The organism is Bradyrhizobium sp. ORS 285 (assembly GCF_900176205.1).
Taxonomy (GTDB): Bacteria; Pseudomonadota; Alphaproteobacteria; order Rhizobiales; family Xanthobacteraceae; genus Bradyrhizobium.
In genome coordinates, this window is record NZ_LT859959.1 from 3500831 (window position 1) to 3513200 (window position 12370).

Annotated in this window: 12 protein-coding genes; 5 read left to right on the top strand and 7 right to left on the bottom strand. The window is 66.2% G+C overall.

The features are described from left to right. Window positions 1–10: 10 nt before the first annotated feature. Complete coding sequence (locus BRAD285_RS15665) at window positions 11–1696, bottom strand: FAD-dependent oxidoreductase (protein WP_006613909.1); 1686 nt, start codon at window positions 1694–1696, stop codon at window positions 11–13. Window positions 1697–1718: 22 nt separating this feature from the next. Then, window positions 1719–3092, bottom strand: a complete 1374-nt coding sequence (locus tag BRAD285_RS15670; protein ID WP_006613910.1) for an MFS transporter — start codon at window positions 3090–3092, stop codon at window positions 1719–1721. Between the two features lie 125 nt (window positions 3093–3217). On the opposite strand from BRAD285_RS15670, the gene BRAD285_RS15675 reads away from it, so the two are divergent. Beyond that, window positions 3218–4120, top strand: coding sequence for a LysR family transcriptional regulator (locus BRAD285_RS15675; RefSeq protein ID WP_006613911.1), 903 nt, complete (start codon window positions 3218–3220; stop codon window positions 4118–4120). A gap of 21 nt (window positions 4121–4141) precedes the next feature. Here BRAD285_RS15675 and mazG read toward each other — a convergent pair whose 3' ends face one another. After that, a complete protein-coding gene (mazG, locus tag BRAD285_RS15680) occupies window positions 4142–4960 on the bottom strand; it encodes a nucleoside triphosphate pyrophosphohydrolase (RefSeq protein WP_006613912.1) in 819 nt (272 codons plus the stop codon). 133 nt (window positions 4961–5093) lie between these two features. Between mazG and queC the strand changes: the two genes are divergently transcribed. Then, window positions 5094–5810, top strand: coding sequence for a 7-cyano-7-deazaguanine synthase QueC (gene queC / locus BRAD285_RS15685; protein ID WP_006613913.1), 717 nt, complete (start codon window positions 5094–5096; stop codon window positions 5808–5810). A gap of 55 nt (window positions 5811–5865) precedes the next feature. Here queC and BRAD285_RS15690 read toward each other — a convergent pair whose 3' ends face one another. The 4 genes from BRAD285_RS15690 to nthA all read right to left on the bottom strand — a co-directional run bounded on the left by BRAD285_RS15690 (window position 5866) and on the right by nthA (window position 8556). Next, window positions 5866–6693: a hypothetical protein gene (locus BRAD285_RS15690; RefSeq protein WP_006613914.1), complete on the bottom strand. Its 828-nt coding sequence runs from the start codon at window positions 6691–6693 to the stop codon at window positions 5866–5868. 173 nt (window positions 6694–6866) lie between these two features. Beyond that, a complete protein-coding gene (locus tag BRAD285_RS15695; RefSeq protein ID WP_006613915.1) occupies window positions 6867–7256 on the bottom strand; it encodes a nitrile hydratase accessory protein in 390 nt (129 codons plus the stop codon). Continuing rightward, window positions 7253–7912 (bottom strand): nitrile hydratase subunit beta, encoded by a 660-nt coding sequence (gene nthB / locus BRAD285_RS15700; protein WP_006613916.1) that lies wholly within the window; start codon window positions 7910–7912, stop codon window positions 7253–7255. The genes BRAD285_RS15695 and nthB overlap by 4 nt, the downstream gene beginning before the upstream one ends. Further along, on the bottom strand, window positions 7912–8556 hold the full coding sequence (nthA, locus tag BRAD285_RS15705; RefSeq protein WP_006613917.1) for a nitrile hydratase subunit alpha: 645 nt from the start codon (window positions 8554–8556) through the stop codon (window positions 7912–7914). The genes nthB and nthA overlap by 1 nt, the downstream gene beginning before the upstream one ends. Before the next feature lie 132 nt (window positions 8557–8688). On the opposite strand from nthA, the gene BRAD285_RS15710 reads away from it, so the two are divergent. The 3 genes from BRAD285_RS15710 to BRAD285_RS15720 all read left to right on the top strand — a co-directional run bounded on the left by BRAD285_RS15710 (window position 8689) and on the right by BRAD285_RS15720 (window position 12363). Further along, complete coding sequence (locus BRAD285_RS15710) at window positions 8689–9666, top strand: c-type cytochrome (protein ID WP_006613918.1); 978 nt, start codon at window positions 8689–8691, stop codon at window positions 9664–9666. Window positions 9667–9802: 136 nt separating this feature from the next. Next, window positions 9803–11263, top strand: coding sequence for a GH1 family beta-glucosidase (locus tag BRAD285_RS15715; protein WP_006613919.1), 1461 nt, complete (start codon window positions 9803–9805; stop codon window positions 11261–11263). A 173-nt stretch (window positions 11264–11436) separates the two neighbouring features. Continuing rightward, entirely contained in the window at window positions 11437–12363 is a 927-nt protein-coding gene (locus tag BRAD285_RS15720; protein ID WP_006613920.1) for a hypothetical protein, read from the top strand. The last annotated feature ends 7 nt before the right edge of the window (window positions 12364–12370 follow it).

Consider the following 12370-nt stretch of genomic DNA (forward strand, 5'->3'; position numbering starts at 1 on the left):
CGGACGCGGCTCAGGCGAGGACGGCATCGTCACGGCGCATACCCTCGGGCTGCTTTGCGATGCCCCGCAGGCGCTGGAACAGCTGTCCCGGCTCGCGCGGCGCGGTCAAGCCGCGCCAGGCGATGTGCGAGTCCGGCCTGAGCAGCAGCAGGTTTTCCGCGAACGCATAACCAGCCTTGGCGCGGTCGACGTCCACGAGCGTCAGCGGAACGCCCTGGTCGGCTGCGGTCTTCAGCATCGAGCTCGCATCGACCGAGGGATCGAACCGGACCAGCGTGTAGGCGGGACCGAGCGCATCCAACAACGATCGTCCGTCCGCGAGCCAGACGTGCGGCGCGCGCGCGCCGGGCACTGTGGACGCGGTGAAATGGCCCATCCCGTAAGGCGGCGGCGTCTCGCCATCATAGGAGATGGCCGGCGACTGATCGTAGTAGTAGCCGAAGTTCAGGCCTGCGCAGCAATATTGCTGCACGTTGAGGTCATAGGCGGCCTGTCCGACCTTGCTGCGCGCCGCATCGCCGGCGGGACCGTCCATCTCCACCTCGGCAGGGACCGAGCGGCGCTGGCTTATCACGGCGAGCGCGTGGTTCATCGCGAAATGCGACACCTGCTCGGTGATCGGCTGGCGCTCCGCTTCATAGGCGTCGAGCAGGGCAGGGGCGGCCCATTTATGGATGACGCCGGCGAGCATCCAGCACAGGTCGACCGCATCGGCGATCCCGGCATTCATGCCGTAGCCGGCATACGGAATCCACAGATGCGCGGCATCGCCACAGATGAAGGCGCGGCGATCGCGGAAGCGATCGGCGACCAGGCGGCGGCCGATCCAATCCTCCTTGCTGATGATCTCGTATTTGAAGTGGTCGTCGACGCCGAGAATGGTGCGCAGCGCCCAGTCGCGATCGACGCTGTCGAACTCGACCTCCTCGGCGGCGAGGTGGTTGTGGATCAGCCAGTTGTCGCGGCCGTCGATCGCGACCGTGGTGCCGCAGCGGCGCGGGTTGAGCGACATCGTCATCCACGCCGGCTTCTGCGTGATGAGGTCCTTCAGCGCGGGCGCGTGGATGTAGGTCGACTGTACCCGCTGCACGACATCGGTCCCGCCAAGGCGGGAGCCGATCAGCCGGCGGACCGTTGAGCGGCCGCCGTCGCACCCGATCAGATAGTCGGCCGAGATGGTGATGTCCTGGTCAGAGTCGAGATCGCGGGCGTGGGCGATCACGCCGCTGTCGTCCTGCTCGAAGCGGTCGAGTTGAACCCGGTTGAGGATCTTGATGCGGGGCTGCGCCTCCGCGCAGGCGAACAGGATGGGCTCGAGATAGATCTGGTTGATCCGATGCGGCGGCTCGGGCGTCGGCCAATCCGTGTCGGGCCCGCCAGTGGCCGTGTAGCGATCCCGGCGGGAGGGGATGGGGATGCGCGTCAGCTCGCGGCCGACGACGGCGGTCCGGTACGCGCAGTCGTTGGGGAAATCGGCGGGCAGGCCGCCTTCGCGCACCTCGCGGACGATGCCGAGCCGGCGGAACACCTCCATCGAGCGCGCGGAGACGTGGTTGCATTTCACGTTCGGCGGCTCGCCTGCGCGCCTGATCTCGGCGACCACGACGTAGATGCCGCGCGAGGCGAGATCCATGGCCGCGGTCAATCCGACCGGGCCGGCGCCCACGATGAGGACCTGGGTTTGTAACGTCTTCATGTCAGTGTCTCTTGCTTGAATGCTACGCGCGCTCGGCGGCCGAGAGCGGATTGCGTTGGGTGTCGTCGGCGATCGGAAGGCTGCCGCGCATGCTGAGGACGGCCAGTCCCAGGATTACCAGCGCGGAGAACAGTTGCGGCACCGCGCTGGCCTGGAACAGCGAGGCGACGTCCCATTTGGCCGCGAGCATCATCCCACCGATGGTGACGCCGAGGATCGAGCCGAAGCGGCCGATGCCCAGCGCCCAGCCGATGCCGGTGCCGCGGATGTAAGTCGGGTAGATCCGCGCCGCGTAGGCGTTGCAGCCGATCTGTCCGCCGATGACGGCGACGCCGGCAATGAAGACGGCCGGCACGAGGATCGGCAATGAGGCGCCGGCGACACCGATGGTGATGATCGACAGGAAGCCGGCGACATAGGTCACGAACAGGACGCGGTCGAAGCCGAACCGTTCGATCAGCAGGCCGAGCCCGATGGTGCCGAGCATGCCGCCGAGCTGGAACGCCACGCCGACGGCGATCGCCGCCTGGACCTCGAGGCCGACACCATGCGTCAGCGTCGGCAACCAGCTGTTGAGGAAGTAGATATCCATCATGTTCATGAAGAACATCACCCACAGCAGCAGGGTCGGCACCAGGCGGCGGTTGGTGAACAGCTGCGGCAGCAGGAAGCCCTTGCCCTTCTCCTCGACGATCGTGAACTGCGCATCGGCCGGAAGCCGCGCCGAGGGATCGATGCGCATCAGCAGCGTGCGCACGCGGTCGTTCTTGTTGGCGTCGAGCGCGAGCAGCGACAGCGACTCCGGCAGCCACAGGATCAGGATCGGGCAAAGGATCAGCGGCAGCGCGCCGCCGACGATGAAGATGACCTGCCAGCCATAGGCGGTGATGAGCTTGGCCGCGACCGCTCCGCCGATTGCCGAGCCCAGCGACACCGTCATGAACATCAGCATGATCAACAGCGTCCGGCGACGCTGCGGCGCGTACTCGCCGGTGAGCGCGATGGTGTTCGGCAGGACGCCACCGAGCCCGATGCCCGTGACGAAGCGCAACATCACGAGGTCGGAGACGCTCGTGGCCTGGCTCGTCGCCAGCGATCCCAGCGCGAACACGAGGACGCCGGCGACGACCAGCCATTTGCGTCCGAGATAGTCGGCGAGGGCGCCGAACACGAGCGAGCCGACCATGACGCCGAACAGCGAGGCGCCGAACACGGGGCCCAGGGCTCCCGGCGCGACGTGCAGGTCCTTGCTGAGGACGGGCGCGACGAAGCCGAGCGCCTGGGCATCGAAGCCGTCGAGCCCGACGACCAATGCGCACAGGCAGATCACCCTGATCTGGAATTTCGATAACGGTCGTTCGTCGACGTAGCGTGTGAGATTGATCGCCTGCGACAATTGTCCCTCCCCGTGAGCTTGTTGTTACCTCGCGCCTTCGGTGGCGCCGGCTGTTTGCAAATATGTTGCATGTTCAAAATCTTTCGATTAGCCACAAAATTCTCATTCATTCATGAGGAAAGCTAATGCCCCCGACCCTGCGGCAATTGGAGGCCCTGGTCCTGGTGTATCGGCTCGGCAGCATCACCAAGGCGGCCGCGGAGCTGCGGGTCACGCAGTCGGCGATCAGCCTGCTGATCCGGCAGATCGAGGAGAATTTTCAGCTCAAGCTGTTCGATCGCACGACGCGGGCGCTGCACCCGACTGCGGCCTGCCGTGAGGCCATCACGGCGGCGGAACGCATCCTGGCCGGCGCACAAGGGCTGTCGCAGCGGATGCGCGACCTCGCCGAGATCAAGACGGGCCGAATTTCCATCGCGGTGTCGGCAGGTGTCGCCTCGGCGCTGCTTCCGCGGGTGTTCGCGACCTTTCGGTCGCGGCATCCCGAGGTCAGCATCGATCTGCGCGACGTCGCGCCCGACGAGCTGTTCACGATCGTGATGGCCGGACAGGCCGAGTTCGGCCTCGGCAGCGTCGAGGATGAGGGCGTGCCGGAAGTGCGGGTCGAGCCGCTGATGCAGAGCCCGCTGTCAGCCATCGGCGTCAGGGACGGCCGGTTCGAGAAGCACCGCCGGCTGACCTGGGACAGCATCATGAGCTCCGACCTGATCACGATGCGTCGCGGCACGCGCATTCGCCGCCAGATCGACGAGGCGCTGGCGGAGAGCGGGCGCGCGCTGAAGCCCGCATGGGAAGTGTCGCTGATCACGACCGCGCTGGCTCTCACGGCGGAGGGCGCGGGGTTGAGCATCCTGCCCGCGCACATGCTGCCGAAGACTCAATTCCCGATGCTCGCTGCCATCCCGCTCTCGCAGCCGACCATCTCCCGGCATGTCTCGCTACTGAGCCGTGCCGATTTCGGCTTGTCGCCGGCGGCGCAGCGTTTCGTGGAGATCGCCAAACGGATGCTGTCCAACAAGGCCGGCTGATTTCGGCGCCGGGGAGAAAGGCTACTTCTCCAGCGCCTTTGCCTCGTTCCAGAGTTCGTCCATTTCGTCGAGCGAGGCCTCTTCGAGCGTGCGGCCTTTGGCGGCGAGGGCTTGCTCGATATGGCCGAAGCGGCGTTCGAACTTGGCGTTGGTGCCGCGCAAGGCGGTCTCAGGATCGACTTCGGCGTGACGCGCGAGGTTGACCAGTGCGAACAGCAGGTCGCCAGTCTCTGCGGACAGCTCCGTCGCGTCCTTGTTGTCGAGCGCGGCCTCGATCTCGTCGGCCTCCTCGCGGATCTTCTGCAGCACCGCACGCGGATCGTTCCAGTCGAAGCCGACGGTGGCGGCCTTCTTCTGCAGCTCCATCGCGCGCACCAGCGCCGGCTGTCCGGCTTTCACGCCTGACAGCAGCGACGATTTGCTTGCCTGCTCCTCGGGCGGCCGGCGCGCCGCGCGCTCTGCCTTCTCCTCGGCCTTGATCCGGTCCCAGGTGCCCTTGGTCGGCTGTGTGACCTTGCCGTCCTTGTCCGGAAACACGTGCGGATGGCGACGGATCATCTTCTTCGTGATGCCCTCGACGACGTCGCCGAACGCGAACGCGCCTTGCTCCTCGGCGATGCGGGCATGATAGATCACCTGCAGCAGGAGATCGCCGAGCTCCTCGCGCAAATCGTCGAGATCCTCGCGCGTGATCGCATCGGCGACCTCATAGGCCTCCTCGATCGTGTAGGGCGCGATGGTCTGGAAGGTCTGCTCGACATCCCATGGGCAGCCGGTGACGGGCGTGCGCAGCGCCGCCATGATCTCGATGAGGCGGGAGATGTCGCGGGAAGGGGTCATGGGCAGGTCCTGGCAGCGTCCTCGGATCGCGCCCTGTATGCCTCAAGGGGCAGGCGCGTCCCAGCAAAAACGGCTGGAACGCGGTCGCCTCCGACGGGTTGGCCGGACCGGGTGATGGTGCTAAGCGGAGCCCATGAGTGAGCAGGATGCAACCGCCCTGGTGCTGTTCTCCGGCGGGCAGGATTCCACGACCTGCCTGGCCTGGGCCCTCGACCGCTTTGCGCGCGTCGAGACGATCGGTTTCGCCTACGGGCAGCGTCACGCGATCGAGCTGGATTGCCGCGCCCGACTGGTGGAAGGCCTCGCGCAGCTGCGCCCCGAATGGGCGGACAAGCTCGGCGACCACCATACGCTGGACATCCCGACATTGGCCTCGATCTCCGAGACCGCGCTGACGCGCGACGTGGCCATCGAGATGGGCGCCGACGGACTGCCCAACACCTTCGTTCCGGGCCGCAACCTCGTCTTTCTGACCTTTGCTGCCGCCTTGGCCTATCGGCGCGGCATCCGCCACATCGTCGGCGGCATGTGCGAGACCGACTATTCCGGTTATCCGGACTGCCGCGACGAGACCATCAAGGCACTGCAGACCGCGCTGAGCCTCGGTATGGCTCGGCCGTTCGAGCTGCACACGCCGTTGATGTGGCTGTCGAAGGCATCGACCTGGCAGCTGGCCTACGATCTCGGCGGCCGCGGCCTGGTCGATCTGATCCGCGACCAGTCGCACACCTGTTATCTCGGCGAGCGCGGCGCGCGCCACGAATGGGGCTATGGCTGCGGTCAATGTCCCGCCTGCGAGCTGCGCGCAAGAGGCTGGCGCGAGTACATCGCCGTCGGCGGATCGTCCTGAATAAAAGCGGGGCCGTCCGGCCCCGCGTCAGATCGGCAATGATCGTGTACGGAGGTCAGGCCGCCTCGTGATCGGACGGCTCGCGCTTGCTGACGATCACGAGATCGCTGTCGGCGTCGTCATCGGCTTCGGAGGCTTCGTTGGCGGCAGCGGAGGCCGCCTGGGCGGCGAGACGCGCGGTGATGTCGTCCTTGGCGTCCTTGCCGCTCTTCTCCCAGGCCGGCGCATTGAGCACGACGATGTCGTCGTCATCGGCGTGATCGGCGGGCACGATCGAGGGCGACTTGGCTTCGACCACGCGCAGCGTCGGCGCCTGTGCCTCTGCGGCAACCTCTGCTTCTGCGTCAGCTTCCGCCTCTGCGTCGGCCTCGACGTCCGCAGCCTCGGCGGCGGCAGGCTCTTCCGCGACCTCGACAGCCACGTCGGCGTCGCTCTCCTGAGCAACCTCAGGCTCGGCGACGGCTTCCGCTGCTGACGCGGTCTCGTTCGCTTCGGCAGATGCGACGGCAGCCTCAGGGGCGGGCTGATCGGATGCTGCAGGCGTGCTCGGCGCCGGCGCCGCGTCGTCGCTGGCGGCGAGGCCGAGGTGCTGCGAGATTTCCTTGATCACCTTATCGATCGCCACGAGCACGCGGTACTCCGGGATCGAGGCCATGTGCTGCTCGAAGCGGGTGCGCGCATATTGCAGCGAGTCGATCACGTCGGTCGCGATCGATGACGACGACGCGGCGGTGCCGTGCAGGGCTCCGGCCGCCTTCTCGGTCGAGCTTTCGATCAGCAGGAAGGCCTCGTATTGCGGGATCGATTTGAGCTTCTCGTGGTAGTCCTGACGCACGCTCGCGAGCGTGTCGACGATCGCAGCGAAAGACTCTGACGCAGGCATTTCGACGTCCCCTCAACTCCATCAAAGAAGATGCGCGGGACGCTACGGACGGACTGATGAACGTTCAATTTCGCGCGAATACGGCTCTTCGCATCATGTATACCCGGCCGTTAAGCTGGGACGGTCAAATGCCACGCAAGCTGGTCACGCAAGCTTAACGATACGTGGTGGGCTCAGCCGGCGAAGTCCTCCGGCCGCAGCTCGATCGGCTTGCCATGCGGGGTGCGGTCGGCGGCGTGATCCCACGCCTCGCGGTAGCGCGCGAGGCTGGTGGACGTGGTGACGCCCTTCTCGGCGACCAGTCGCTCCAAGGTCGCGAGCCAGTGCCTGTAATAGGTGTCGCCGCAATCGGCATCTCCCGCAGCTTGCGCGTGAGAAATCTCCTCGGCGAGTGCAGCGGCCCATTCCGGCCAGCTGAACAGGCCGCGCGCGTGCAGCGTCACCGCCATCGCGAAGGCGTGCGCCTCCCATGGCTCGCGAAACACCGGCCCGTCGGCGTCGACGGGAATGCCGGGGAGGGCGCGTGTCGCCTCCAGCGCAGCGTCACGATCCGCCAACGTCATGCGCGCTCCAGATACGGCTCGAAGGCGTCGACCGTCACCTCCAGCAGCGGATCGGGCGCGTCGGCCCACAGCTCGGCGCCGCTGAACGACACCGTGTAGAGCCATTGCGGGTCCTCGCCATGGCCATGCGCGTTGCTGTCCGGGAAGACGTGCACGCCCCTGACAGCCTCGACCCGCCCGACATGGCCGCGCACATAGCGCGGCAGACGGATATGTGTCGGCGGATGGATGTCCTTGGCGCGCACGCGGTCTCCCACCGCAAACAGCGCCGGCTTGGTCGCCGGACGCTCCGTCGGGCCGCCCCGCCGCAGCACCGCAGGCACGTCATTCGCGGTCAGGATCTTGGCGACCGGCTTCGCCGGATGCAGCACCTTGCCCGCGGCGAGCTCGTCGGCCTCGACGAGATGACGGTCCTGCATAAGGCGCTCGAGACCGGCAAGCCAGATCTGGTAGTAGCTCATGCCGAGGTAATCAGCGGCGGGCCGGTTCTCGCGCGCGAAGCGCGACGCGTCGATGTTCCAGCCGCCGGGGAGTGCCATCGCCAGCGTGATCGCCAGTGCGCGGCGCTCCCACTCGGCGTGAAACACCGGCTCGTTCGGCTCGGGGCGGACCGGGCCGAAGCCGGAGACTCCGCCCATGTTGTGTGCGCCGTCCATCAGGATGTCCTCGCGGAGCGCTGCACCTGATCGGGCTGCTTCGGCAGGCCGGTGCCGATCATGCTGTCGCGGGTGACGAGTTCGGCGAGCTCGTCCTCAGTCCAGCCCTCGGTGCCTTCGGGGCGCATCGGCAGCACGAAATAGCGGACCTCCGCGGTCGAATCCCAGACCCTGATCTTGGTCGTCGCCGGCAGCTCGAAGCCGAAATCACGGAGCACGCCGCGCGGGTCTTTCACCGCCTTGGCGCGATAGGGCGCCGATTTGTACCAGACCGGCGGCAGGCCGAGCACCGGCCAAGGATAGCAGGAGCACAGCGTGCACACGACCATGTTGTGCAGCTCCGGCGTATTCTCGACGGTGACGATGTGCTCGCCCTGGCGTCCGGCATAGCCGAGCTCGCCGATCGCCGGCGTGGCGTCGGACAGCAGCCTCGATCGAAACGCTGGATCGGTCCAAGCCCGCGCCACCACCTGGGCACCGTTACGCGGGCCGACCTTGCTCTCATAGGTCTCGATCAGCACGTCGAGCGCGGCCGGATCGATATAGCCCTTCTCAGTAAGGATGGTCTCGAGCGCGCGGACGCGCAGCTCGGTCTCGGACAATTCCGAGTGATCATGGTGATGATGGTGATCGTGATCGGTCATGACGCAACCATAGGCGTAATCGGGCACCGCTGTCGAGCGGCGCTCACCACGAGGCTGCACGATGGCGCGTTGCGGGGCGCGCACGCCTGTGTGACATTCAATGCTATTTGATGGGAATTGGAAGTTTGAAACATGAATGTGACGCGCTACCGCGCTTTGAGCCTCGTCATTCTGATTGCATTGTTTGCTTCGGTCGGCTCGCCCCGCGCAGAGGATGATCCTCCCCCCGTATGGGCATACCCGATCGCACCGAAGGACTACGTGCCGCCGTCCGACGATGGATCGGTCCGCCACGTGCCAGGCAGCAGCGCCGGCTTCACCCTCACGGAAGTCCGCGACCTGTTCTTCGCGCTGGACTGGTTCCCCGACGCGCATGCGCCGATGCCTCCGATCGTCGCGCGCGGTCGCCGGCCGAACCTGCGGCCGTGCGGCGTCTGTCATCGACCTGAAGGGATCGGCGGCCCGGAGAACGCGAGCCTCGCCGGCCTTCCGGCCGACTACATGCTGCGCCAGATCGAGGACTATCGCACCGGCAAGCGCACCACCGGCGTGCCGGCGCGGGCACATGTGTTTCGGATGATTTCCGCGCTCAAGGAATTGACCGATGACGAGATCAAGGCGGCGGTGGCGTATTATGCGGCGATGAAGCTGCCCGCGCGGATTAAGGTCGTGGAATCCGACACCGTTCCCGCGAGCTATGTCCCGAACTGGTATCATACGCCCAAGAAGGACGGCACCAGCGAGCCGCTCGGGTCGCGCATCATCGAAATGCCCGACGACGAGGAGGCATTCGTCAACCGGGATTCCCGAGTGACCTTCACGGCCTATGTTCCGCCCGGAAGCGTTATGCGCGGCAAGGAGCTTGCGCTCGGCAAGGAGGCGGATCGCATTCCGGCGTGCGGCGGCTGCCATGGTGACGATCTGCGCGGACAGGCCGACATCCCGCCACTGGCCGGACGGTCACCCAGCATGATCGTTCGCCAGCTCTACGAGTTCAAACACGGTCTGCGCAACGGCGCCATGGCCGAGCCGATGAAGGATAACGCCAGCAGGATGTCGCTGTCGGATATGACCGCGCTCGCCGCTTATGCCGCGTCGCTGCCACCGTAGCCAGCCCGAACGCCGCTATTGGCCGTCGCGGCCTCAGGGGCATCTCGGACTGTTCAAATTGGCGCCCAGATGTGGTTCCTAAACGGCTGACCGCCGGGCTCGGGCGCGAAAAAGACCAGAGGATTGAGGTTCATCAATGCCGAACGACGTCTCCCGCCGTGATCTTGCGAAGCTGGCAGGACTGGCTGCCCTCGGGGCGGCCAATGCGCCGGCGCAAGCGGAGGAGGCCGTCGTGAGGGATGATGCCAGCCGTCGTTTCCCCGCCGATTTCGTCTGGGGCACGGCCACCTCGTCCTACCAGATCGAGGGCGGCGCCACCGCCGATGGCCGCGGGCCGTCGATCTGGGACGTGTTCACGCGCATCCAGGGCAACATCGAGGACGCCTCGACCGGCGACATCGCCTGCGATCACTACAATCGCTACAAGGAGGACGTGCGGCTGATCAAGGAGCTCGGCTGCCGCGCCTATCGCTTCTCGATCGCCTGGCCGCGGCTGTTTCCCGATGGCGGGCTGACGCCCAATCCGAAGGGGCTGGACTTCTACAATCGCCTCGTCGACGAGCTGCTCGCCAATGGCATCGCGCCCTATGCGACGCTCTATCATTGGGACCTGCCGCAGGCGTTGCAGGACCGCATCGGCGGCTGGCGCTCGGCGGAATCTGCGAAAGCCTTTGCGCATTATGCGGGCTATGTCGCGCAGCACCTCAGTGATCGCGTGAAGACCATCTTCACCATCAACGAATGCGGCCGGTTCATTCCGTTCGGCTACGGCCTCGGCATCGATGCGCCGGGGCTGAAGCTGCCGCCGCAGGAGGTCAACCAGGCACGCCATCACGTGGCGCTGGCGCACGGCCTCGCCGTGCAGGCGATCCGCGCCCAGGGGCGGGCCGGCACGCGCGTCGGCATGGCCGAGAACATCACGGCGTGCCTGCCGGCGATCGACACCGCGGAGAACATCCGCGCCGCCGAGATCGCGACGCGCGAGATGAATGCCGGCTTCCTCAACGTCATCCTCGAGGGCCGCTACACCGAGGGCTTCCTGGCCTGGTCAGGCAAGGACGCGCCTGTGTTCACCGCGGACGAACTGAAAACGATCGCGACGCCGGTCGATTTCGTCGGCCTCAACATTTATGCCCCGCAGGCTTATGTCGTGGCGTCAGACCGCGCGCCTGGATTCGACGTGCTGCCGATGCCGGCCTCGTTCCCGCATATGAGTTCGCCGTGGCTGCTGGTCGGGCCGGAGACCGCTTATTGGGTGCCGAAGCTCGCCGCCAAGATCTGGAATCTCAAGACCATCTACATCACCGAGAACGGCACCTCGTCGGATGACAAGCTGACGGCCGACGGCAAGGTCCACGACCTCGACCGCGTGATGTATCTGCGCAACTATCTGGCGCAGCTGCAGCGCGCGACGTCGGAAGGCGTGCCCGTGAAGGGGTATTTCCTGTGGAGCCTGCTCGACAATTTCGAGTGGGTGTTCGGCTACAAGCAGCGGTTCGGCGTCTATCACGTCGACTTCGACACCCAGGTGCGGACACCGAAGCTGAGCGCCTCCTATTATCGCCATGTCATCACGCGCAATGCCGTGAGCGCCTGAGTGCGCCACCGGAGCGCGATAACCTCGCCTGGTCCTCGCGCTGAAATTGCGCAGCGATGGTGCGGAAGGCACACCACGTGCGGCGATTTTGCGCGAGCGAAGATTTGAAGGAGAAAGGTCAGCCGAATTGACGTAGACGGTGACAGCGTGATCCACAAGTGAGACCGTTGTCCATGTCAGTATCTGTCGTTCGTTCGCCTGTCGGCCGTGTGTGCGCTGGCGTTCTGTTCTGTGTTCTCGGCGCGATCGGGAGCTCTGCCAGCGCGCAGAGCGATGCGGCCAAACCCGCCACGGAGCAGCCCGCGGTTACAGCCGACAAGCCCGCTGAGGCCGAGCCGAAGCCCGCGGCTATCGAGGCCAAGCCGGCAGAGCAGGCGGCCGAAAAGCCGGCCGCTGCCGCAGTGGAGCCGGAGAAGGCAGCGGACAAGCCCGCTGAGCCAGCTGCACCGGCCGAGAAGGCGACAGCCGAGAAGCCGGCGTCGACCGAGAGCGCCGCTGAGACCAAGCCGAGCGAATCCAAGGACGAGGCCAAAGCTGCGCCGAAGTCAGAGCCAAACTCCTCTGAGGCCAAGTCCGAGACCCCGTCTGAGCCCAAGCCTGAATTGAAGGCCGAGCCGAGGCCGGAGACCAAGCCTGAGTCGGACGCAAGCCAGAAGCCGGCTGTCACCGAGGCGAAGCCTGCGGATCCCGTAGCCCCGGCGCCCGCCGCTGCCAAGGATGCGCCCGCGCCTGAAAAGGCCGAGGCAAAGTCCGCCGAGAAGGCCGCCGAAAGCAGCAAGCCTGTCGCCGCTCCGGCCGAGACCAAGAAGGCCGAACCGACGATCGCGGCTCCCGCTGCAGTCACCCCGCCAGCCGCACCGCAGAAGGCCGGCGCGAAGCATGACGCTGCCGGCGCGTCGGACAAGGCCGAGAAGCATCGTCATCGCGAGCATGCCCACGAGGACGACAAGCCCGCCAGGCACAAGCATCGCGCCAAGGCCAAGAGTGAGAAGAAGCACCACGCGCGGCGCAGCGGCCGTGACTGCAAGAGCTTCCGCACCTATGACGCCGAGAACGGCACGTACCACGGCTATGACGGCCGGGTGCATCGCTGCTCGTAACGAGCAG